Annotated in this window: 20 protein-coding genes; 4 read left to right on the top strand and 16 right to left on the bottom strand. The window is 67.8% G+C overall.

Features of this window, described 5'->3' with window-relative positions:
- Window positions 1-9: 9 nt before the first annotated feature.
- Window positions 10-3,057: an EAL domain-containing protein gene (locus tag KIT53_RS09800; protein WP_366521909.1), complete on the bottom strand. Its 3,048-nt coding sequence runs from the start codon at window positions 3,055-3,057 to the stop codon at window positions 10-12.
- 127 nt (window positions 3,058-3,184) lie between these two features.
- On the opposite strand from KIT53_RS09800, the gene KIT53_RS09795 reads away from it, so the two are divergent.
- Window positions 3,185-3,487 carry an RNA-binding protein gene (locus KIT53_RS09795; RefSeq protein WP_297751309.1) on the top strand — a complete coding sequence of 101 codons (303 nt, stop codon included), beginning with the start codon at window positions 3,185-3,187 and terminating at the stop codon, window positions 3,485-3,487.
- A gap of 74 nt (window positions 3,488-3,561) precedes the next feature.
- On the opposite strand, the gene KIT53_RS09790 is transcribed toward KIT53_RS09795, so the two are convergent.
- Genes KIT53_RS09790 through KIT53_RS09780 form a run of 3 tightly spaced genes read right to left on the bottom strand, consistent with a single transcriptional unit; the run spans window position 3,562 to window position 9,458 of the window.
- Window positions 3,562-4,047, bottom strand: a complete 486-nt coding sequence (locus KIT53_RS09790) for a response regulator (RefSeq protein ID WP_297751306.1) — start codon at window positions 4,045-4,047, stop codon at window positions 3,562-3,564.
- Window positions 4,044-7,904 carry a PAS domain S-box protein gene (locus KIT53_RS09785; RefSeq protein WP_297751303.1) on the bottom strand — a complete coding sequence of 1,287 codons (3,861 nt, stop codon included), beginning with the start codon at window positions 7,902-7,904 and terminating at the stop codon, window positions 4,044-4,046. The genes KIT53_RS09790 and KIT53_RS09785 overlap by 4 nt, the downstream gene beginning before the upstream one ends.
- Before the next feature lie 51 nt (window positions 7,905-7,955).
- Window positions 7,956-9,458 carry an FAD-linked oxidase C-terminal domain-containing protein gene (locus KIT53_RS09780; protein WP_297751300.1) on the bottom strand — a complete coding sequence of 501 codons (1,503 nt, stop codon included), beginning with the start codon at window positions 9,456-9,458 and terminating at the stop codon, window positions 7,956-7,958.
- Between the two features lie 184 nt (window positions 9,459-9,642).
- On the opposite strand from KIT53_RS09780, the gene KIT53_RS09775 reads away from it, so the two are divergent.
- Window positions 9,643-10,065 (top strand): Hsp20/alpha crystallin family protein, encoded by a 423-nt coding sequence (locus KIT53_RS09775; protein WP_297751293.1) that lies wholly within the window; start codon window positions 9,643-9,645, stop codon window positions 10,063-10,065.
- 24 nt (window positions 10,066-10,089) lie between these two features.
- Here KIT53_RS09775 and KIT53_RS09770 read toward each other — a convergent pair whose 3' ends face one another.
- The 10 genes from KIT53_RS09770 to purU all read right to left on the bottom strand — a co-directional run bounded on the left by KIT53_RS09770 (window position 10,090) and on the right by purU (window position 18,825).
- Window positions 10,090-11,355, bottom strand: a complete 1,266-nt coding sequence (locus KIT53_RS09770; protein ID WP_297751290.1) for a serine protease — start codon at window positions 11,353-11,355, stop codon at window positions 10,090-10,092.
- Between the two features lie 11 nt (window positions 11,356-11,366).
- Window positions 11,367-11,930 (bottom strand): DUF2846 domain-containing protein, encoded by a 564-nt coding sequence (locus KIT53_RS09765; RefSeq protein ID WP_297751287.1) that lies wholly within the window; start codon window positions 11,928-11,930, stop codon window positions 11,367-11,369.
- Between the two features lie 105 nt (window positions 11,931-12,035).
- The gene (locus tag KIT53_RS09760; RefSeq protein WP_297751284.1) at window positions 12,036-12,536 is read right to left on the bottom strand and encodes an OsmC family protein; all 501 of its coding nucleotides are present in this window, start codon (window positions 12,534-12,536) and stop codon (window positions 12,036-12,038) included.
- Window positions 12,533-13,783 (bottom strand): LLM class flavin-dependent oxidoreductase, encoded by a 1,251-nt coding sequence (locus KIT53_RS09755; RefSeq protein ID WP_297751361.1) that lies wholly within the window; start codon window positions 13,781-13,783, stop codon window positions 12,533-12,535. The genes KIT53_RS09760 and KIT53_RS09755 overlap by 4 nt, the downstream gene beginning before the upstream one ends.
- A 9-nt stretch (window positions 13,784-13,792) precedes the next feature.
- Window positions 13,793-13,918, bottom strand: coding sequence for a hypothetical protein (locus KIT53_RS09750; RefSeq protein WP_297751281.1), 126 nt, complete (start codon window positions 13,916-13,918; stop codon window positions 13,793-13,795).
- Window positions 13,915-14,976, bottom strand: a complete 1,062-nt coding sequence (locus KIT53_RS09745) for an ABC transporter substrate-binding protein (protein ID WP_297751277.1) — start codon at window positions 14,974-14,976, stop codon at window positions 13,915-13,917. The genes KIT53_RS09750 and KIT53_RS09745 overlap by 4 nt, the downstream gene beginning before the upstream one ends.
- A 66-nt stretch (window positions 14,977-15,042) precedes the next feature.
- On the bottom strand, window positions 15,043-15,759 hold the full coding sequence (locus tag KIT53_RS09740; RefSeq protein ID WP_297751274.1) for an ABC transporter ATP-binding protein: 717 nt from the start codon (window positions 15,757-15,759) through the stop codon (window positions 15,043-15,045).
- Window positions 15,756-16,625 carry an ABC transporter permease subunit gene (locus KIT53_RS09735; protein ID WP_297751271.1) on the bottom strand — a complete coding sequence of 290 codons (870 nt, stop codon included), beginning with the start codon at window positions 16,623-16,625 and terminating at the stop codon, window positions 15,756-15,758. Before KIT53_RS09735 ends, KIT53_RS09740 begins: the two co-directional genes overlap by 4 nt.
- 120 nt (window positions 16,626-16,745) lie before the next feature.
- Window positions 16,746-17,612, bottom strand: a complete 867-nt coding sequence (locus tag KIT53_RS09730) for a LysR substrate-binding domain-containing protein (protein ID WP_297751268.1) — start codon at window positions 17,610-17,612, stop codon at window positions 16,746-16,748.
- A gap of 364 nt (window positions 17,613-17,976) precedes the next feature.
- The gene (gene purU, locus KIT53_RS09725) at window positions 17,977-18,825 is read right to left on the bottom strand and encodes a formyltetrahydrofolate deformylase (RefSeq protein WP_297751265.1); all 849 of its coding nucleotides are present in this window, start codon (window positions 18,823-18,825) and stop codon (window positions 17,977-17,979) included.
- Window positions 18,826-18,953: 128 nt separating this feature from the next.
- Here purU and KIT53_RS09720 point away from each other — a divergent pair, with 128 nt between their 5' ends.
- Complete coding sequence (locus tag KIT53_RS09720; protein WP_297751262.1) at window positions 18,954-20,294, top strand: aminotransferase class III-fold pyridoxal phosphate-dependent enzyme; 1,341 nt, start codon at window positions 18,954-18,956, stop codon at window positions 20,292-20,294.
- 9 nt (window positions 20,295-20,303) lie between these two features.
- On the opposite strand, the gene KIT53_RS09715 is transcribed toward KIT53_RS09720, so the two are convergent.
- Complete coding sequence (locus KIT53_RS09715) at window positions 20,304-21,113, bottom strand: ChaN family lipoprotein (RefSeq protein ID WP_297751259.1); 810 nt, start codon at window positions 21,111-21,113, stop codon at window positions 20,304-20,306.
- Window positions 21,114-21,148: 35 nt separating this feature from the next.
- On the opposite strand from KIT53_RS09715, the gene KIT53_RS09710 reads away from it, so the two are divergent.
- A complete protein-coding gene (locus KIT53_RS09710; RefSeq protein WP_297751256.1) occupies window positions 21,149-22,234 on the top strand; it encodes an AbrB family transcriptional regulator in 1,086 nt (361 codons plus the stop codon).
- Window positions 22,235-22,295: 61 nt separating this feature from the next.
- Here KIT53_RS09710 and KIT53_RS09705 read toward each other — a convergent pair whose 3' ends face one another.
- Window positions 22,296-22,580 (bottom strand): DUF3567 domain-containing protein, encoded by a 285-nt coding sequence (locus tag KIT53_RS09705; protein ID WP_297751253.1) that lies wholly within the window; start codon window positions 22,578-22,580, stop codon window positions 22,296-22,298.
- Window positions 22,581-22,612: the final 32 nt, after the last annotated feature.

Genomic DNA, 22,612 nt, shown 5'->3' with positions numbered 1-22,612 from the left:
GTGGAGCCTTCAGCTCATGACCAGCATGCCGGCGGTGGGGTTTTGCAGCAACGCGTCCAGCGCTTCGATCGGCAGTGGCTTGGCGAACAGGTGGCCCTGGAACTGGTCGCAGCCCTGGTAGGCCAGGAAGTCGCGCTGCTCCTGCGTTTCCACGCCCTCGGCCACCACCTGCAGGCTCAGGCTCTGGGCCAGCGCGATGATGGCGCGCGAGATCGCGGCGTCGTTGGGGTCGGTGAGCACGTCGGCCACGAAGCCCTTGTCGATCTTGAGCTGGTCCAGTGGCAGGCGCTTGAGCACGGAGAGCGAGGAGTAGCCCACGCCAAAGTCGTCGAGCGACAGCGTCACGCCCAGGGCCTTGAGCATGCCCATCTTCTCGATGGTGATCTCCATGCGGTCGGCCAGCAGGCTTTCGGTGAGCTCCAGCTTGAGCCGGTGCGGCCGGATGCCGGTGCGCTGGATGGCCGCCATCACCATGTCGACGAAGTCGGGGTGGCGGAACTGGCGCACGCTCACGTTCACCGCGATGCTCAGGTTGGCCGTCTGCGGGCGGTCGGCCCAGGCGGCCAGTTGTTCGCAGGCGGTCTCCAGCACCCACTGGCCCAGGGGCAGGATCAGGCCGGTGTCTTCCGCCACGGGGATGAACTCGGCCGGCCGCATGAAGCCGCGCTCCGGGTGCTGCCAGCGCACCAGCGCCTCCACGCCGGTGATCACACCGACCCGGTCGACCTGTGGCTGGTAGTACACCACGAACTGTTTCTCGCGCAGGGCCACGCGCAGGTCCGAGCTGACGGTGGCGTTCGCGATCATCGACGCCTGCATGTCGGGGTCAAAGAAGCAGACCGTGTTGCGGCCCATGGACTTGGCCTGGTACATGGCGAGGTCGGCCTGCTTGAGCAACTCACCCACGTCGCTCTGCTGACCGTTGAAGGGTGTCACGCCGATGCTGGGCGTGGCGTGATGCTGGTGGCCGCCAGTGAGCTGGAAGGGCTCGCGCAAGGTGTTGAGCACCTTGTCGGCCAGCGCACGGGCCTTGAACGCGGCCGCCTCCGGGTCGGTGCTCAGGTCGTCGACCATGATCACGAACTCGTCGCCACCGAGCCGGGCCACCATGTCGGTCTTGCGCACGCTCTTGGTCAGGCGCTGGGCCACCTTCTGCAGCAACTGGTCGCCCATGTGGTGCCCCAGCGTGTCGTTGAGGATCTTGAAGTTGTCCAGGTCGATGAACATCAGCGCACCGTGCTGGCCCGAGCGTGAGCTGGCGGCCAGCACCTGCTGCAGGCGGTCCAGCAGCAGTTGCCGGTTGGGCAGGTCGGTGAGCGCGTCGTAGAACGCCAGGTGGCGGATCATGTCCTCTGCGGTCTTGCGTTGCGTGATGTCGCGGCCCACCGCCACCCAGTGCGTCACTTCCTCGGCGGAGGCCTGCACCGAGACCACTTCAAGTTCCACCCAGAACATGGCGCCGTTCTTGCGGCGGATCATCAGTTCGGTGCGGGCCTGGCGCCGGTTCTGCAGGCCGCGCACCAGCTCCTGCAGCTTGCTGATGCTGGGGTCGAGTTCGAGCAGCATCTGGGGCGTCTGCCCCAGCACTTCGGCCCGCGAATAGCCGGTGTGCTGCTCGAAGGCGTCGTTGACGAAAACGATGTTGGGCTCCTGCTGGCCCGTGGCGCTGGTCTCGGCGATCACGACGATGTCGTTGAGGCGCGAGACGCTGGTCTCCAGCAGCATGAGCTGTTCCTGCGAGCGGCGGCGCTCCGTCACGTCGCGGAAGTACACCGCCAAGCCTTCTGCAAAGGGATAGGCCCGCACCTCCAGCCACTTGCCCAAGGTGGGAAAGTAGTCCTCCAGCTCGACCCTGCGGTTGGTGTTCAGCGACCGCGAGAGCTGTTCCTTGAGGCGCTGTGCCAGACCGGGACTGAAGCCTTGCCAGACCTCCAGGCCGAGCAGTTCGCCAGTGGTCTTCTGCAACAGGCGTTCGCTCTCCTGGTTCAGGTAAGTGAAGCAGCACTGGCGGTCCAGCGTGACAAAGGCCTCCGTGATGCTGGCCAGCGTGGTGGTCAGCCGCATGGCCAGGCGCAGCGTGTCCTGCTGGGCCTGTTTTTGCGCGGAGATGTCCTGGATCGCGCCCTGGATGCGCACGATCTCCCCATCGGCGCGGCGCACGGCGGTGCCCACGGTGCGCACCCATTTGGGACCGCTGCCTTCGACCACGATCTGGATTTCTTCGTCAAAGGGTTCGCCGCTCTGCGCGCAGCGGTCCAGGCGTTGGCGGATGCCGCTGCGCCATTCCGGCGCATAGCGTTGCACCATCGACTCCAGGTCCCTGACGCGCTCGAGATCACCCAGGCCCAGTATAGTGGCGAACTCATCGGAGTGGACGACCTCGCGGGTGGCCAGTTGCAAGGACCAACTGCCCGCGCCGGCGGTGTGCTCGGTGAGGTTCAGCCGGCTTTCGCTCTCGCGCAGCATGTTCGCGTTGTATTGCTCGATCTGGTCGTGCCGGCGCGAGAGCGCCAGCACGTCCGCAGCGTGGCTGGCCAGCGTGTGAAGCTCGGGGGAGGCGCTCTCCTTGGGCGGTCGGGTAGCGGTGTCCAGCAGCAGCAGACCCGCCTGGACCGGCGTGAGACCACCGGCTGGCGGCAGCGGCCACCAGCGGGCGCTGCGCCAGGCATGGCCGGGCGTTCGGAGGGCCTGCCAGCCGGGCGTGGCCGGCTCGTCCAGCAGGGTGGCACAGGCCTCCAGCAAGGCCTCTGCCGTTGCCTGGGGCATGCCGTGCGTGCCGCGGATCTCATGCCGCTCGTGCCCGACGTCAATCAGCAGCGCACCCACACCACCCGCGAGGTGAGTGGCCAGTTCGGCGACTCGGTCGAACTCGACCCGAGGGCTGCTCATCGGCTGCGGTGCCGCGCGCTCGGCGGGCGGGGCGGGTGTGAGGTGGTCGGGGGTGGCTGCCATCGATGTTGCGGTGAAGGGGTCGGCCGAGCATACCGAGCACATCACGCCAGGGACACCCGCCACGGTCTTGCCAGGCGTGAAGTACCGCACGTGAGGGCCAGGCACGCCGATTATTTGTTACCTTGTTGTTAGATTTTGTTGCCTTTGGTTTACCATTGGTGCTCGTCAGTCTCTGGCGCCACCCGCCCCCACGCTTTCCATTTGACCGACTCGCAACTGGAGGGAGTTCATTGTGAGCACACTCGCCGAACTCAGGCAATACAGCGACGTTTCCAGTCTGAAATCCGCGCTGCACCAGCTCTGCAGCGAGTTTGGGCGCATCACGCGGTTGGACATCCTGACAGCCATGCACGAAGGGACCAAACAGGCCATCTGTTTCCTGCGCATGGAGCGGCCCGAGCAGGAACAGGTGCTGATGAAGAGCCTGGGCGTGGGCCGCTTCGGCGGCGAGGTGGTCTTCGTGCTCAACCTGGACATGCCAGTGACCGCAGGCGAAGGGCCTTCTTCGCAGTGGGCGGACTCCGACATCTATTGAGCGGCTTTCCCGCTTCTCGTACCAACGGCGCCCTCAGGCGCCGTTGTGCTTTTTGACGTGTCTGGACGCGCTGCTCAGATCAGGTCGCCAAAGCCGGTGGTGCGGACGCCCGCGCCGGGCAACTGCGGCGCGGTCTGGTTGATGTTGATCCAGAACTCGCAGACGTGTTTCATCGCACTCAGGAACTGCGAGAACTCGGTCGGCTTGGCGATGTAGGCGTTGGTGCCAGCGTCATAGGCCCGCAGCAGGTCGCTGGGCTCGGTCGACGAGGTCAGGACCACCACCGGGATGTGGTGCAGGTTCTCCGAGCCCTTGATCTCCTTGAGCACCCCGATGCCGTCCAGCAGAGGCATTTTCAGGTCCAGCAGCACCAGCATGGGGTTGCTGCCCGAGCGGTTCATGAAGCTGTTGCGCCGGTGCAGGTAGTCCAGCGCCTGCATGCCGTCGGAGACATGCGTCACGCGGCCGTCGAGCCCATGGCGGGCCAGCGCCAGCTTGGTCAGTTCGGCGTCGTCGGGGTTGTCCTCGACGAGCAGGATGGCATCGGCATTTTTGGTCATGATTCCAGGGCGGCCGGCATGGAGTCAACGGGAGCCTCGAACCCGAAGGGGCCTTCGAACGGGATCGAGAAGTAGAAGGTGCTGCCTTCGCCGAGTTGGCTTTCGGCCCAGATGCTGCCTCCATGCCGCTCGATGATGCGGCGTGTGAGTGCAAGACCTATGCCAGTGCCTTCGAACTCGGAAGCGCGGTGCAGGCGCTGGAACACGCCGAAAAGCTTCTGGGCGTATTTTGTGTCAAAACCCACACCGTTGTCACGGACAAAGAAGGTGTAACCCACTACGGGGTCGACGCTCCAGCCGACCTCGATGCGGGCACGCTCGCGCGGGCGGGTGTATTTGTAGGCATTGCCCAACAGGTTGGCCCAGACTTCGCGCAGCAACAGGGCATCGCCCTGCACCACGGGCAGGTCGGGAGCGACCACCCAGTCGACCACGCGGCCTTCGGTGTCGTGGCTGAGCTGGCCCACCACGGCGTCCACCAACAGCGTGAAGTCCACCGGCGTGAGGTTGACCGCGGAGCGGCCCAGGCGCGAGAACGCCAGCAGGCCATCGATGAGCTGGCTCATGTGCCGCGCTGAATTGCCTATGGTGCTGAGATAGCGTGCGCTGACTTCATCGCATTGGCCACCCAGGTGTTCTTCCAGCAGACTGACGAAACTGGAGATGTGCCGCAGCGGCGACCGCAGGTCGTGAGAGACCGAATACGAGAAGGATTCGAGGTCCTTGTTGGCGGCGAGCAACTGTTCGGTGCGCTCGACCACGCGGTTTTCCAGCTCGTCGTTGATGTTGCGCATCAGGTCGTCGAGCCGCTTGGCCTCGGTCATGTCGCGGTTGATCTTGGCGAAACCGCGCAGTTCGCCGCTGTCGTCTCGCAGGGCGATCAGCACCGAGTGCGACCAGTATTGCGTGCCGTCCTTGCGCGTATGCCAGTTGTGCAGCTCGTGTTGCCCGCGGGAGGCGGCCAGGCGCAGCATCTGGTTGGCGCTGATCCTGCCGTGCTCCGGGTTCTCGGGATCGAACAGCACGCCGTAGTGGCGGCCGACCATCTGGGTCGGCGGGTAGCCGTCCATGCGCTGCGCGCTGTCGGTCCAGTCGGTGATGACCCCGTCGGCATCCATGAAGAAGATGCAGTAGTCGCGCAGGTTGTCCACCATCAGGCGGAAACGCCGTTCGCTCTCTAGGAGTTCGGTCGAGCGCTCGCTGATGCGCTGCTCCAGTTCCTCATTGAGGTGGATGACGCGTTCCTCGATGCGTTTGCGCTCGGTGATGTCGATCATCTGCAGGAACAGGCCTTTCACCACGCCTTCGCTGAGGTCGGGCAGGTAGGTCACGCTCATGTAGATGTCGCTGCCATCGACTGTCGGACGCCAGGTCTCGAAGTGCTGGGCCTGTCCGGCCAGCGCGGCCTCCATGCGCGGACGGGCTTCGGCCCAGGCCTCGGGCAGCAGGCTCTCGCTCGCGTGGCGTCCGACGATCTGCCCGGGGTCCAGGCCGAAGACGCGCTGGTGCTCGGCGTTGGCAAAGCGCAGCACCAGATTGGCATCGAGGTACGCGATCAGGCCCGGCACATGGTCGGTGATGGTCTGCAGGAAGCGCTGGTTGTCGCGCAATGCGGTCTCTGCTGCCTTGCGCCGGGTGATGTCCACCACGGTGGTGTTGCTGCGCAGAAAGCGGCCCTGCGCATCGCGCACGGCGGACGAGGACAGCAGCACGTGGAAGGTGCTGCCATCGCGGCGGCGCAGCTCGTATTCGGCGGCGTCGAGCGCGTCGTCCATCAGGATCTTCTGCATGCGGCTGTCCAGCAGGTTGGTCTGGCTGGGCAACATGAAATCGCGGAAGTGCTTGCGCCCAACGATTTCCTCGCGGGAGTAGCCCAGCCACTCCAGTTCGGTGTCGTTGATGGACACGTACACGCCCTCGGCATTGAGAGAGTGGTAGCCACAGGGCGCCTGGTTGTAGAGCGCCTGGGCCTGCTGCAGCGCGTCGTTGAGTTGCAGGTTGGCCTGGTAGATCCGGTCCTCGGAGGCTTTGCGCTCCGAAATGTCGATCATCTGGATCAGGATGCCCTGCACCTGGCCGTCTTGCCAGTAGGGTGTGTATTCGATGCTGGCGTAGAAGCGGTGGCCATCGGGGAAGGCGCGTTCGCCTTCGAAGCGCTGGATATCGCCCAGCAGGGCCGCGGCCAGCCGTGCGCGTGCGTTCTCGAAGTCCTGGGGCCGGGCGATCTCGCTCAGGTGGCGGCCCAACAGCCGGTTGGTGTCGCCCTCCACCCAGCGCGCGTAGCTGGCATTGGCAAAGCGGCAGATCAGGTCGCGGTCGAAGAAAGCGAGCTGCACCGGCACACTGTTGGTGATGGCCTGCAGGAAATTGCGCTGTGCCGCGAGGGCATTTTCGGCCGCCTTGCGCTCGGTGATGTCGATGACCGTGCTGTTGCTGCGCACGAAACGGCCGTGCCGGTCGAACACGGCGGTGCTGCTGATCAGGGCCAGGAAGGAGCTGCCGTCGCGGCGCCGCATGCTCAGCTCGATCGGTTCGAGCCGGCCTTCGCGCATGAGCCGCTGCAGCCGTTCTTCCGACACCTTGACATTGGGCGCATCGAAGAGATCGCGGAAACTCAGCCGGCCGATCACGTCCTCGCGCTCGTAGCCGAGCCAGTCCAGCTCGGTGCGGTTCATGAGCACGAAGACGCCGTTGGCGTCCACCGAGTGGTAGCCGCAGGGAGCCTGGTTGTAGATGGTCTGAGCGTCGCGCAGGGCCAGGGCGATGCGCTCCTTCGCTTCGGCCAGTTCGTCGGTGCGTTCACGCACACGCTGTTCCAGTTCGCTGTTGAAGTGCTGGATCTCTTCCTGCTGCTGGTGCAGCGCGGTGATGTCGCGGGAGACCGCCAGCAGCATCACCGGCTTGCCTTGCGAGTCGCAGATCGGCGTGACCATGGTGTCCCACCACTTGGGCGTGCCCTTGAAGGTCTTGCCGTAGGCCACGAAGCGCGCGCTCTGGCCATCGCGCGCGCCGTCGATCGCTTCGCACGCCAGGACCGCGCCGTCCTCTGGCCACCAGGTGGACCAGTCGCTCAGGCGGACCTGGTCGAAGTCGTCGACCTCGACCAGGCGACACCCCTGTGCGGTCATCTGCACCACACGGCCCTGCAGGTCCAGCACCTTGGTGCAGTCGGGGCTGCTGGCGATGATCTGTCGGTTGAGCTCGTCCTTGATGCGGGCATCGGCCTCCAGTGTGCGCAGCGGCGTGATGTCCTGTACGAAGCCGAGTTGACCGGTGACGACGCCCTGGGCATCGTGCAAGGGCGCGTTGCGCACCAGCACGTGGAGCACCTCGTCGCCCGGCCTGACCAGGCGGAACTCCACGCTCATGCTCTCGGCACGCGAAATGGCCTGCACCCAATGCTGCTGGACGCGTTCGAGATCTTCCGGGTGTACCCGGCCGAGCCAGCCGAAGTTGGGAAAATCTTCTCTGTCGAGCGCGAAGATCTGCTGCAACTGCTCGTTGACGTGGGTGAGCATGCCCGCCTGGTCAACGCGGAAGACGCCGATCGGGAACACGCTGGCGAGCGCCGAGAACAGAGCCTCGTACTCGATCTGTGCGCTGCGCGGAGACGGCGCGGCAGCGGCATCCAGCGTGATTTCCAGTGGCAGAGGCAAAGCCGCGCGACGGCCGTCGACGCGGTGGTCGCGCGAAGCGACCTGCCCGCCCAACTGCTCCGCATAGCTGCGGCGCAGGTGCTCGTTTTCCGCGCGCAGCGTCTCCAGTTCCAGCAGCAAGGCACGCTCGCGCTCCAGTGCCGCGTTCTCGGGCCTGTGCGAATCCAGACGTCGGTCTTGCGAGGGAAGCGGCGCACTCATCGCACTCGACTTTACCCCAGGGCCTTGTGGGGCAAGCGTGATATTTGACAGTCAGAACCGGGGCAGTTCCGGATGCGAAATGGTGCCCGCGCGCACCAGCATGCGGCCGTATTCAGCACAACGTTGCAGCGTGGGAATGACCTTGCCTGGATTGAGTAGACCTTTGGTATCAAAGGCTCGTTTCACACCGAACATCTGCGCGTTCTCCTCGGCCGAGAACTGGACGCACATGCTGTTGAGCTTCTCCACCCCTACGCCATGCTCGCCCGTGACGGTGCCGCCCATGGCCACGCTGGTCTCCAGGATGTCGGCCCCAAAGCGCTCGCAGCGCCGCAACTGGTCGGGGTCGTTCGCGTCGAACAGGATCAGCGGGTGCAGGTTGCCGTCGCCCGCATGGAACACATTGGCGCAGCGCAACCCATACGTTTTTTCCATGCGCGCGATGGCGATCAGGATGTCGGCCAGCCGTTTGCGCGGAATGGTGGAGTCCATGCACATGTAGTCCGGGCTGATGCGCCCGCTGGCGGGGAAGGCGTTCTTGCGCCCGCTCCAGAAGCGCAGGCGCTCCGCCTCGTCGCGGCTGACCGCGATCGCGGTGGCGCCGCAGCCGCGCAGCACCGCGCTCATGCGGCCGATCTCTTCCTCCACCTCCTCAGGGGTGCCGTCGCTCTCGCACAGGAGGATGGCTTCGGCGTCCAGGTCGTAGCCTGCGTGAACGAAATCTTCCACGGCGGCGGTCATGGGCTTGTCCATCATCTCCAGGCCGGCCGGGATGATGCCGGCGGCAATCACCGCGGCCACCGCGTCGCCCGCCTTGCGGATGTCGTCGAAGCTGGCCATGATGCAGCGCGCCAGTTGCGGGCGCGGCACCAGCCGCACGGTCACCTCGGTGGTCACGGCCAGCATGCCCTCGCTGCCAATGACCAGGGGCAGCAGGTCCAGTCCCGGGGCATCCAGCGCTTCGCCGCCGAAGGTCACCGGTTCGCCTTCCACCGTGAAGCCGCGTACCGCGAGCACGTTGTGCAGCGTCAGTCCGTACTTCAGGCAGTGCACGCCGCCGGAGTTCTCGGCCACGTTGCCGCCAATGGTGCAGGCGATCTGGCTGCTGGGGTCCGGCGCGTAGTAGAGGCCATGCGGCGCCGCCGCCTCCGAGATGGCGAGGTTGCGCACCCCGGCCTGCACCACCGCTGTGCGGGCAAGCGGGTCGATCTGCAGGATGCGGTTGAACCGGGCCAGCGACAGCGTCACGCCCCAGGCGTGCGGCATGGCCCCGCCCGAGAGCCCGGTGCCCGCGCCGCGCGCCACCACGGGCACGTCCAGCCCGTGGCAGATCTTCAGCACGGCGGCCACCTGCGCTTCGGTCTCGGGCAGCGCCACCACCAGGGGGCGTTCGCGGTAGGCGGTGAGGCCATCGCATTCGTAGGGCACGGTGTCCTCCGCCTGCCACAGCAGCGCGTGCGCGGGCAGGGCGGCCAGCAGGGCCCGCACGACATCGGCCTGGCGAGCGGCGCGCTGCACCGGGGAGGATTCGGCGGAGGTGGTCGGTGCGTTCATGGTCGGAATCAGTGTAGGCCAGGGCCCGTGGTCCGTGCATGAAGAATCTTGCAGCGCTTTGTGATGCCGGCGTTCGCCACCGGTCGGCGACCTCTTGAAATCGCCGCCACCGACCTTCAGCTTCGGTGCACAGAGAGAGGCGCCACCGGCGCCGTTGTTACCCACCAGCCAAGGAGTCATCACCATGAACAGTCTGATCGCCCGCCGTGGTTTCCTCGACGATTTCTTCAAGGACGTCGCGCCCGGTTTCTATGTCAAGCCGCTGCACGGCGACGCGCTTCCCCAGCAGATCCGCATCGACGTCAAGGAAACCCCGGAAGCCTATGCTGTGGACGCCGAAGTGCCTGGCGTGTCTCGCGACGACATCCATGTGACCATCGACGGTGACGTGGTTACGCTGCGCGCCGAGGTGCGCCAGCAGGACCGCCAGACCGAGGGCGAGAAGGTGCTGCGCAGCGAGCGCTTCTACGGTGCCGTCACCCGCAGCTTCCAGCTTCCGCAGGACATCGACAACAGCGCCGCGCGAGCCAGGTACGAGAACGGGGTCCTGCACCTGACGCTGCCGAAGAAGGCCGTGTCGGCCGGCCAGCGCCTGGTGATCGAGTGAATGGCGTGAGGGCGCGCGGCGCCCTCACTCGGCGCGGATGCCGACCAGGTCCAGGCTCTCGTCGACCATGAAGTAGGTCGATCCGTTGCCGCCGCGCGAGCGGGCGTCGAAGCGCACCACGCGCCCGAGTTCGGGCGCGTACCAGGCGTTGGCCTCGTACTTGCCGGACGACATCAGGTAGCTGAAGCCGCGGTAGGTGTGCCCGGTGAAGTTCACGCGCACCACCGACACATCGCGGTTGCCTATCCGCAGGGTGGACTCGTCCAGGACCCTCGCGGTCAGGTCCATGCGGATCAGGCGCATTTCCTGCCCGGTCTGCTCGTAGCGCAGTTGCCAGGTGGCACCTCGCTCCGGTGGGCGGCTGACCCAGCCGCCCGGTGGCATGGCCATGTCGTATTCGCCGCCGATCGGGGCGCCGCGCTTGATGATCTCGCCATTGGCGTTCTCCACGCGGCTGCCCTGGTTGTAGATGCGGTTGTCGCCGTCGATGCGGTCCAGCCGGTACACCACCGGTTGCGAGACACCGGTGTTGCGGTCGCGCAGGGCGTACTCGAAGACCCTGTCTCCGGTGGCCGTGGGAGCTGCCGCGGCCGTTACCACGGTACTGGCCGCATGGCGTTCGCGGTGCTTGGCGACCGCTGCCTGTGCCCGCTCCGGCACCTCGGCGATCCAGGACGCCGGCAAGGCGAAGTTCAGGTTCTGGCCTTCCTTGATGTAGAAGGTCGTGATGCCGATCAGGCGACCCTGGGCGTCGAACAGGCCGCCTCCGCTGGAGCCGGCCGAGATGGGCACGGTGATCTGCAGCGCGGTGAAGTCGTTGTTCTCGCTGCGGCGTATGCCCGAGAGCAGGCCGTCGCTGATGGTGGTCTCCAGGCCACGCGGATTGCCGATGGCGTAGACGCGCGAGCCGACCTTGAGGCTGTCCGCCGGTGCCACGGTCACGGCCGGGGCGTTGAAGTTGGCCACCTTGAGCTGGCACAGGTCGCGTTCGGCATCGGGGTGTTCGAGCGTGGCGCCGTAGGTCACGTTCTCGCGCGCCACCGCCACTTTCTTCGACCGCGTGAGCACGTGGCAGTTGGTGACCAGGCTGCCGGGCCCGATCACCACCGCGCTGCCGCTGGCCACCGGGCGGCCAGCGTCGTCGTAGGTGCGCACCACCCAGATGCTGGGGGCGACGCGCTCGAAGAGCACCTCGGGTGCGAGCGCAGCGGCTCCGGCCGTCTGGGCGAGAGCCGCCTGGCTGGCCAGGAGGCAGACGAGGCCGCCAGCGGCGGGCAAGGTGCGAAGCATGGGCATTCCTTTCAGCGGGCGGGGCGCATCAGCCCGCCGAGGTCGTCCAGCGTCACCCCGGTGGGCGTGGCGCGCGGGGCCGGGCTGGGGCCGGTGGGCGTGGCATCGTTGGCGCGAGGAACCGAACGGCCGGGGACCAGCGGCACGGACCCGGTGTAGGCCAGCCCGCCGAGCTGGGGCAGCGCCGAACCGGCGGTCTCCAGCGTCAGCCGGGGCTGGCCGACGAACAGCCCGAGCGTGATGCCCGATTGCACATAGACCGTGGCGCCGTCGCTCAGCTCCACGTCCAGCGCCGTTTCCACTTCGGTGCGCATCGAGACGCGGTAGCGTCCGGCGGCCCGGTCCACGAAGAAGAAGCCGTCGGGCAGAGACTTGCCCACCACTTCGCCGTTGAGCCGCACGTCGGGCTGCACGGCGGCACCGACGATGCCGGTGCGGTACACCAGCAGTCGCCCGTAGCCGGGCCGCAGGTCCGGGAACCCGCCCTGCACCTCGGCGAAGCGCGGGCCCGTGGCCGCGCAGCCGCTCAGCATCACCAGGGCCACCCAGGGCAGCCATCGCCACAATCGCGTCATTTCTTACCCCCCTCCGGTACGGGGTGTCGAAGAATGTAACGCTTTGTTCGTGCTTTTTGCGGGGCTGTTGGAATCGGCCCACGCTGTGGCGGGGTGTCGCTGCCCTCAGGCGGGTTCGGCAGAGGCCTGCACGGTGCCGCCGCGCCGCAGCGTGTTGTAGATCGGGCAGTGGCCGGTGAAGTGCGCGAGCAGCTTGCGGGCTTGGCTGGCCGTCACGCCTTCGAGTCGGAAGGCGAGGCGGATCCAGGCGTAGCGGGTCTTGTCCGTCGCATGCCGCTGGAACGCGGCTTCCACCACCGCGTTGCCCAGGGGCAGGCCCAGTTCCGCGGCGCGGCCCTGGATCAGGCCCAGCCCGCACGAGGCCAGGCTGGCCAGCAGCAACTGGCCCGCCTGCACCGCCTCGCCCGGCCCGCCGGCGCTGACCCGTGTGTCGGAGACAAAGGGGTTCGTGCCCGCGCTGACGATGAAGCGACCGGTCAGCGCGGTGGTGCCGGCCTGGATGCCGACGATTTCGCCTGGCGCTTTCGCCGCGCGGCCGGTCTTGATTGCTGTGCCCTGGCGGGTGGTGGCGCGCGCCGTTTTCGGGGTAGTTGGGCGGGTGCTCATGCGGCTTTCCGGTCGACGCGGGGCGTGGCCCGTTCGCGCCAGGCACCGTGGGCGGGGCGCTCCAGGCCCAGGTGGTCGCGCAGGCTCTGCCCGCTGTATGCGGTGCGGAAGAGGCCGCGCTTCTGCAGCTCGGGCACGACCAGGCGGACGAATTCCTCGAACCCACCGGGCTGGTAGGGCGCGGCGATCATGAAGCCGTCGGCCGCGCCCTCGCGGAACCAGCGCTCCAGCCCGTCGGCCACATGCTCCGGCGTGCCCACCAGGTCACCTTCGTAGCGGCTGCCATAGCGCCGGCCCAGTTCACGCAAGGTGAGCTTGTCGCGGTCGGTGGCTTCGCGCACCTCGTCGTAGTGCCCTTTCACGCCGGGCACGTTGATGTCCGGCAGCGCCGAGTCCAGGGGGTACTGCCCCAGGTCCACGTCGAGGTGGTACGACAAGGTGGACAGGCCGGCCACAGGGTCGATCAGGCTTTGCAGCAGGCGGTTCTTCTCTTCGGCCAGTGCCTGCGTCTCGCCCACCAGCGGGGTGGCCGCCGGCAGGATCTTCAGGCTGGCCGGATCCCGCCCCTTCTTACGCACGCGTGCCTTCATCTCGCTGTAGAAGTCCTTGGCGCTTTCGAGCGAGTCGTGGCTGACGAAGATCACATCGGCCCACTGGGCGGCGAAGTCGCGTCCCCGGTCCGAGGCGCCCGCCTGCACGATGACGGGGTAGCCCTGCGGTGGACGCGGCACGTTCAGCGGGCCGCGCACGCTGAACCACTCGCCTTCGTGGTCGATGTGGTGCACCTTGGCCGGTTCGGCGAACAAGGGCGCCGCACGGTCGAAACGCAGGGCGTCATCCTCCCAGCTGTCCCAGAGCTGGTGCACGACCTCGAGAAACTCATCGGCGCGGTCGTAGCGTTTCTCGCGCGGAATCTGCTCGCGGCGCGAGAAATTGCGGGACTCGGCGTCCTGGAACGAGGTGACCACGTTCCACCCGGCGCGCCCTGCGCTCAGGTGGTCGAGCGTGGCCAAGGAGCGCGCGACCTCGAAGGGCTGGTAGTGGCTCGTGGAGCGAGTCGAGGTCAAGCCCAGGTGCTGCGTGACCGCGGCCATGGCGGTGAGCACCACGACGGGGTCCAGCCGCAGGGAGCCCAGTGCGCCGTAGCGCAACTGGCTGTCGTTGCTGTTCTGGAAGCGGTCGGGCACGGCCAGGATGTCGGCGAAGAAGGCCATGTCGAACAGCCCCTGCTCCAGCGTGCGGGCAATGCTCTTGTATTAGTCGAGGTCCAGCCAGCGCGACTCGGAGGCCGGGTAGCGCCAGCCGCCCGGGCGGCCGGGGCCGGCGGTGATGAAAGCGGCCAGGTGCATCTGGCCCGAGGTGTTGGCGTGTGTCATGGTCATGCCTGCGCGAGTTCGTTGGCCACCACGCGCTTGATGGCGTCGAAACGGCTGTCCAGGAGAAAGCTGCGCACGTCGATGCGGCGCGGCAGCACGCCCAGGGCGTTGAAGTTGTCGGCCAGATCCTGGGTGGAAGCCGCGGCGGCTTCGTCCACGGGTTTGAGGCCGGTGGCCGTCGACTCGGACAAACGCCGGTCGGCGATCAGCTTCTCGAACACCTTGCGTTCCAGGCTGTCGGGCGCGAAGCCGCCCTGCGAGGCCCACAGCGCCACGGTGCCGGCCGGGTCCTTGTTGATGGCCGCCTGCGTGTCGCGGATGACCCGCACCAGGCGAGCCACCGTCTGCGGGTGCTTCTCGGCGACGTCGGCCCGGGCGACGTAGAAGGCGTAGTCGTAGGTCTTGACGTTGGGCAGGGTGCGCACCCGGTCCCCCAGGCGGGCCTGGGCCAGCGAGGCGGCGTGCTGCCAATGGATCCATGCGTCCACGCTGCCCTGGGCGAAGGCGGTGTACGCATCGGCGCCGGACAGGCTCACGGCCTGCACATCAGACAGGCGCAGGCCGCCGCTCTCCAGGTACTTGATGAGGCTGTAGGTGCCGGTGGTGCCGTTCTGGTGGGCGATGCGTTTGCCCTTGAGGTCGGCGGCGGACCGGATGTGCGAATCCGCCTTGACCAGGAGATCCACGGTGTTGCCGGGCAGCGGGAAGGCGGCCAGCGGCACGATGGGCACGCCGGCGCCAGCAGCGTTGACCACCGCGGTGGCGGTGGCGAAAGTGAAGTCCACGCCGGCCGCCTTGATCGCCTCCATCACCGGCAGCGAAGCCGTGAAGCCGGGCTGGAACGCCACTTTGGTGCCCAGCCGGGATTCCACGCGCTGGCTGTTTTCGCCAGCGCGCAGCGTGGCCCAGATGCCGGTGCGGCCGTCGCCGATGATGGCCACCGTCAGTTGGGGCAGCGCACCGGTTTGCGCCAGCGTCGGCAGGCCGGTGCCGGCCAGGGCCAGGCCCGCGCCCGTCTGGAGGGCGCGGCGGCGGTTGATGAGCAGGGGTTCGCGTGTCGACATGAGGTGTCCTTTGGGCAGAGAAGAGAGAGAAAGAAAACAGGATGAGATAGGGAGGGCGACTGGCGGTCAGTTGGGCGTTTCGGCGGCCAGCAGGTCGTCGAGCAGTTCCTCCTTCAGGGCCGCGAGCCGGGCGTCACCGCGGTGGCGCGGCCGCGGTTGCTCGACCACCAGGTCGCGTGCGATGCGCCCGTCGCGCATGACCAGCACGCGGTCGGACAGCAGCAGCGCTTCCTCCACGTCGTGCGTGACCAGCACCACCGTGCGCGGCTGGGCCGCCAGCAACTGCAGCAGCAGCAACTGCATGGAGGCGCGGGTGATCGCATCGAGCGCGCCGAAAGGCTCGTCCAGCAGCAGCAACTCGGGCTGGTGAATCAGTGCGCGCGCCAGCGCGGCGCGCTGGCGCTGGCCGCCCGACAGCACGAGCGGGTACTCGCCTTCGCGCCCCGCCAGGCCCACCGAGGCCAGCAGCCTGCGGGCATCGTCGTCGCGCCCACTCAGGCCGAGCGTCACGTTGCGCAGCACGGTGCGCCAGGGCATCAGGCGGTCTTCCTGGAACATGATGCGCGTCTCGGCGGGCCGGGGGCCGTCGCCCACCTCGATGCGGCCGGTGGTGGGCTGGTCCAGCCTGGCCAGGAGGCGCAGCAGCGTGGACTTGCCCACGCCGCTGGCGCCGATGAGGGAGACGAACTGGCCAGCAGGAACCTGCAGGTCGATGGCGTGCAGCACGGTGCGGTCGCCGAACGACCGGGACACCTGCGTCAGCGTGAGCGCCGCGCCGCTCATCGTTCCTGCCCCGGCTGGTAGGCCGGGTGCCAGCGCAGCACCCGGGCCTCGATCTTGCGCGTGATGAAGTCGGCCAGCCAGCCCGCCAGCGCGTACAGCAGGATGGCCAGCACGATGATGTCGATGCGCAGCAGCTCGCGTGCGTTCTGCACCAGGTAGCCAATGCCGTCGCGCGAGGCGATGGTTTCACCCACCACCAGGGTCAGCCAGGCCACGCCCAGCGCGTAGCGAACGCCAACCAGGATCGGCTGCAGCGCGCCCGGCAACACCACGGAGGTGATGAGTTCGCGCCGGCCCAGGCCGTAGGACTGGCCCAGCTCGATCAGCTTGGGGTCGACGTTGCGGATGCCGGCCATGGTGTTGAGGTAGACCGGGAACAGCGTGCCCAGCGCCACCAGCAGCACGCGGGGCTCTTCGCCGATGCCGAACCAGAGGATCATCAGCGGCACCAGCGCGAGGTGGGGAATGGTGCGCACCATCTGGATCGAACGGTCCAGGAGACCGCGCGCCAGCGTGGACAGTCCCACGATGAACCCCAGCACCAGCCCGGTCGCGGACCCGAGCGCGAAGCCCAGGAAGACGCGGCGCAGGCTGACCAGGATGTCGTTGAACAGCGTGCCGTTGCGCCACAGCTCCAGCGCCGCCGCGAGCACGTGGGTGGGCCCCGGCATGACCGAGGCCGAGAGGGCTCCCGTGATGGACAGCAGATGCCAAGCCAGCAGCGTCGCGGCGGGCACGATCCAGGGCAGCCAGGCGTCGCGACGGATGTTCGGCAGCACGGGATGGGCCGTGCGTGCGGGCTGGTGGGGTGAGGGAGGCGGGTCGCCGGAAGCGGCAGCCGGGTAGCGTGCAGCGATGTCGCTCATGAGAAGTCCAGGGAGAAGAAAGCCCTGGATTCTTCGCGCCAACGCACGCGGAGGGAATCAATGTTTCGTCATATCCTTAGGCGGAAATCGCCTGAGGTGGTCCGGCAATGCCGCACGGGTTCAGCCCACGCTGTGCCGCAGCCACTCCGCAAATTCCGCGCACTCCCAACGGTCCATGGTGCCGGTGCGCCAGCAGAGGTAGTGGGCGTGCGGGCTGGGTACACGCCGCTCGTACAGCGGCACCAGGGATCCGTTCTCCAGCCAGGGCGCGGCCAGCTTGAGGCGCGCCAGGGCCACACCCATGCCCGCCGCCGCGCCGTCGCACATCAGCCCCACGTCGTTGAACTGCGAGCCTTCCGTAGGCTCGGGCCAGTCCAGGTCGTGGGCGGCGAACCAGGTGCGCCAGGGATCCAGCGGGCTGCGCAGCAGCGGCACGCCTTCCAGGTCCCGTGCGCTTTCGAACGGACCCTGCTCGCGCGCGAAGGCCGGTGAAGCCAGTGGCGTCACGTCGTCCTTCATCAGGCACAGGTGCTCCACGTCGGCGTAGCGACCGGTGCCAAAGCGCACCATCAGGTCGGCGTCTTCGGCCACCACGTCCAGCAGCGGAATGCTCACCTGCAGCGTGAGGTCGATTTCGGGGTAGGCCTCATTGAACTGCTTGAGGCGAGGCAGCAGCACGGAGCGCGCGAAGGTGGGCGTAACGGCCAGCCGCAGCTTGCGCCGCCCGGGCGCGGCGCCCTCGCCGGGAAAACGCTGCAGGCTGGCCAGGCCCTCGCGCACATGGGCCAGGTACTCGCTGCCAGCGGTGGTGAGGGAAAAATCGGCGCGGCCGAACAGCTTGGAGCCCAGGATCTGCTCGAGCTGGCGCACCCGGTGGCTGACCGCGCTGGGTGTGACGTTGAGTTCCTCCCCGGTCAGCGTGACGCTGCGCAGCCGTGCCAGGGCCTCGAAGGTGAGCAGGCACTGGATGGGAGGAATCCGGGTCATGTTGCCCCCACGCTCCACCGCTGCGCGGGTCGCTGCCTCCCGAGGGGGCTGACCCCGCCTTGGGGCGGCCCTGCGGCGGGGTCGGTGGCCCCCACGCTCCACCGCTGCGCGGGTCGCTGCCCCCCGAGGGGGCTGACCCCGCCTTGGGGCGGCCCGGCGGCGGGGTCGGTGGCCCCCACGCTCCGCCGCTGCGCGGGTCGCTGCCTCCCGAGGGGGCTGACCCCACCTTGGGGCGGCCCTGCGGCGGGGTCGGTGGCCCCCACGCTCCACCGCTGCGCGGGTCGCTGCCTCCCGAGGGGGCTGACCTTGCCTTGGGGCGGCCCGGGGGTGGTCCCCGCGCTGCGCCGCTGTCCGGGGCGTTGTATCACTTGAACACCACGGTCTTGTGGCCGTTGAGCAGCACGCGGTGTTCGCCATGCCACTTCACGGCGCGGGCCAGGACCTGGCTTTCGGTGTCGCGGCCGAGTGCGGTGAGGTCTTCCACGGTGTCGGTGTGGTCCACGCGGGCCACGTCCTGCTCGATGATCGGACCTTCGTCCAGGTCGGCGGTCACGTAGTGGGCGGTGGCGCCGATCAGCTTCACGCCCCGGTCGTGTGCCTGGTAGTACGGCTTGGCGCCCTTGAAGCTGGGCAGGAAGCTGTGGTGGATGTTGATGGCCCGGCCGGAGAGTTCGCGGCAGAGCTCATTGCTCAGGATCTGCATGTAGCGCGCCAGCACCACCAGTTCGGCGCTTTCGCCGCGGATGATCTCCAGTTGGCGCGCTTCGGCCTGGTCCTTGGTTGCCGCGGTCACCGGGATGTGGTGGAAGGGCACGTTGTAGCTGGCGGCGAGCTGGTAGAAGTCGCGGTGGTTGCTCACGATGGCCCGGATATCCAGTGGCAGCAGGCCGCTCTTCCAGCGGAACAGCAGGTCGTTGAGGCAGTGGCCTTCCTTGCTCACGAAGAGCACGGTGCGCATCGGCTCGGCCAGCGGGTGCAGGCTCAGGCGCATGCCGAAGGGCGCGGCAAAGCCTTCCAGCCGCTGGCGCAGTTCGTCCTGCGGCAACCGGTCGCAGGCGAATTGCACCCGCATGAAGAAAAGGCCGGTGTCGGGGTCGTTGTACTGCGCGGCTTCCTCGATGTTGCCGCCGTTCTCGAACAGGAATCCGGAGACGGCGTGCACGATGCCGGGGCGATCCTGGCAGGAGAGGGTGAGGACGTAGGTGTTTTGCATGACCTGCGCATTGTCGCAGCAGAGCTTCCCTGGCCCTGGCGCGAACGCGCGCAGTGGCGCCATGCGCGCGTCTTCGCCGGTGCCACAATCCGCGGACTGAAAACTTTTGTGTGAGGAGACTTCCCGCCATGGCCTACAACGACCTGCGCATGGACAACCAGTGGTTGCCCTTCACCCCCAACCGTGCTTTCCACAAGGACCCGCGCGTTTTCGTGGCGGCCGACGGCATGCACTTCACCACCCACGACGGGCGCCAGGTGATCGATGGCATCTCCAGCCTGTGGTGCGTGGGCGCGGGCCACAACCGCAAGCCCATCAACGAAGCGATCAAGCGCCAGCTCGACACGCTGGACTATTCCACCGCGTTCAACGCCAGCAACGACAAGGCCTTCAGGGCGGCGGAAATGATCGCCGCGATGGCGCCGGGCGACCTGAACAAGGTGCTGTTCTGCAACTCCGGCTCGGAGGCGGCGGACACCTCGATGAAGGTGGCGCTGGCCTACCACCGCGCGCGCGGCGAGGGCCATCGCAATATCTTCATCGGTCGCGAGCGCGGCTACCACGGGGTCGGTTTTGGCGGCATGAGCGTGGGCGGCATTCCGGCCAACCGCAAGGTGTACGGCGCCGCGCTGCTGCCGCGCGTGGACCATCTGCGGTTCATCCACGACCCGGTCAACCATGCCTACGTGCACAACACGGAGCCGGTCTGGACCGAGGATCCGCTGCTCGAACTGGAGAACCGCATCCTGCCGCTGCACGACCCCAGCAACGTGGCCGCCGTGATCGTCGAGCCGGTGGCCGGCAGCGCCGGCTGGTACGTGCCGCCCCAGGGCTACCTGAAGCGGTTGCGCGAGATCTGCGACCGGCACGGCATCCTGCTGATCTTCGATGAAGTCATCACCGGCTTCGGCCGCCTGGGCACGGCCTTCGCCGCCGACCACTACGGCGTGCAGCCGGACATGCTCAACTTCGCCAAGGCCGTCACCAACGGCGTGATTCCGCTGGGCGGCGTCGTGTGCAGCGACCGCATCTACGACGCCATGATGGGGGCGCACGGTTCCGCTCCCGAACACGCCATCGAGTTCTTCCATGGCTACACCTACTCCGGCCATCCGGTGGCCTGCGCCGCCACCATCGCCACGCTGGACCTGTTCCGCGAGGAGCAGCTGTTCGAGCGCGCGGGCCAGATGGCGCCGGTGCTGGGTGACGCCATGCATGCGGCGCTCAAGGGGCTGCCCAACGTGATCGGCATCCGCAGCTACGGCCTGGCCGCCGCCGTGGAGCTGGCGTCCCTGCCGGGCCTGCCCGGCAAGCGCGCCTACGACGTGTTCCTGGACTGTTTCCACCGCGGCGTGCTGGTGCGCAACGCTGGCGACAACCTGGTGTTTGCGCCGCCCTTCATCGTCGAGCGCGGCCAGATCGAGACCATGGTCGGCACCCTGGCCGACGCCATCAAGCGCGTGGCCTGACCGCGCGCCTCAGCGGGCCGGCATGCTCTGGCGCAGTTCGGCGCAGTGGTCGCGCGCGGGCAGCGGCGGGGTGCGCCAGACCGCATCGTTCGGTTGTCCGGCCACGGCGTTGTCGCCCGCCTGGGCCATCACCACACGGTAGTCCTGCCCCGGCGGCAGGTGCAGGGGCACCCCCAGGTCGCGGCGCACATGGCCATTGCCCGCCACCAGAACGACCGTCTTGCCGGGGGCCAGCGCCTGCACCACGGTCTGCGCCATGGCCTGGTCCCGTGCGAGCTGGATGCGCGTCATCGGCGCGATCTGGGTCTCAGGCAGCAGGCCGCAGTGGCTGTCGCGGATGCCATCCTGCTGCTGCCGCAGCACACGGTCGGCCACCCGCCCATCCAGCGTTGCATCGCGCATCGCATCGCGCATGCGCGCGCGCGGCAGGTTGCCACCGAAGACCGGAACGCCCTGCCGCACCGCGGCCATCACCACAGGGCCATACACCGGCCAGGGCCAGCCGCTCTGGTCCGTCCAGCCCAGGGCCTCGCGCACGCGCGCCTCATCCGCATCGCGCGGCAGACCCTGGGTGCTGCGGCCTTGCTCGGCCATCTCCATCACCAGTGCCTGCAACTGGCCGCGCTGCGCCAGAGCCAGCACCACGTCGCGCTGCAGCGCCTGGTGCTCGGAGGCGTCATGCTGCTCGCCCAGCAGCAGCACCGGGGTCGGCAGCACCTGCGCCAGCAAGGCGGGCACCGAGGGTGGCAGGGGTTTCTGGGCACAGGCGACCAGCAGGCCGGCGGCCATGACCAGGGAGACAGCAGTTTGAAAGCGCATGCGAGGATACTATCGCCCGTCCCAGCCGAATCCGAATGCCTGCGCCGTTTTCATCCGCGTGGCGGCCAGCGTCCTGGCCGCGCGTGTTGCTGACCCTGTTTCTTGCCTTGGCCGCCGCGTTGTTGTGCGTCTGGTTGCACACGCCCATACCCTGGATGATCGGCCCGCTGCTGGCGACCTCGGTGTCGTCCATGGCGGGGGCGCCGACCGAGAGCTGGACGCCGCTGCGCAACGCGGGGCAATGGGTGATTGGCGTGGCGCTGGGGCTGTATTTCACGCCCGAGGTCGGGCGCTTGGTGGCCAGCCTGTGGTGGGCCATCGGCCTGGGCATTGCCTGGGCGCTGGCGCTGGGCCTGGTGTTTGGTGCCTGGCTGGCCCGCCTGCACGCCGGCCACCTCGCGGCCTTGCCAGCAGGTCAGTTGCGCAGCACCACCTATTTCGCCAGCGCCATCGGTGGGGCCTCGGAGATGACCTTGATCGCCGAGCGTGCCGGTGCGCGCACCGATCTCGTGGCCGCCGCACACAGCCTGCGCGTGCTGCTGGTGACGGTGACCATTCCCTTTGCGATGCAGTTCTGGGGCATGCGCGGCCTGGACACGCTGCCTCCCGCCATCCGTGACGTGCAGCCTGCGGGCCTCGCGCTGCTGGCCGGCCTGACCTTGCTGGGCGCGCTGGCGATGCAGCGCCTGGGCCGGGCCAACCCCTGGTTCATGGGGGCGCTGGTGGTGACCATGGTGCTGACGCTCTTGGGCGTGAACTTGTCGGCTGTGCCGCAGGGCCTGTCCAACGCGGCGCAACTCGTCATCGGGGTGAGCCTGGGCGTGCGTTTCACGCCGGCTTTCGTCCATACGGCACCCCGCTGGCTGGCCTCGGTGGCGCTGGGCAGCTTCTGCATGATGGCCTTGTGCGCCGGCTTCGCCTGGCTGATGTCCCGGCTCACCGGCCTGCACGTTGCCACCCTGGTGCTGGGCACCTCGCCGGGCGGCATCGCCGAAATGTCCATCACCGCCAAGGTGCTGCAACTGGGCGTGCCCGTGGTCACCGCCTTCCAGGTCTGCCGCCTGGTCGCGGTGCTGATCCTGGCCGAACCCTTCTACCGCTGGCGCTACCGCAAGGCATAAAAAGAAAAGCCCGGCATGGTCCGGGCTGTGGCGGGGGGAGAGCGTCTCGTCCGCAGACTGCTCAATGCATGACCACCGGCATCTGCGCCAGCGTGGCATAGCCTTCCAGCGTGTCTTCCACCTCTTCCTGCGAGGGCGTGTTCTGCTGCCAGGCGGTGATCTGCAACTGGAACATCTCGGCCCAGGAGCCGTCGAGGTAGACCTCTTTGCCCGTGCGCTTGTCCACGATCTCGAAACCGTGGCGTGGAATCTGCGGGCCGTCGGCCGCCTTGTCTTCGCCCTCGGCGGGGGCGTTGGCAAGGATGTGGACCACAGCGAAGGCTTCCGAGTCGTAGAGCATGTTCATGACTGAAATATCCTTGAAAACAAAAACCTGCG

Source organism: Hydrogenophaga sp., from assembly GCF_026125785.1.
Taxonomy (GTDB): domain Bacteria; phylum Pseudomonadota; class Gammaproteobacteria; order Burkholderiales; family Burkholderiaceae_C; genus Hydrogenophaga.
This window is presented reverse-complemented; position numbering and strand designations above follow the sequence as displayed.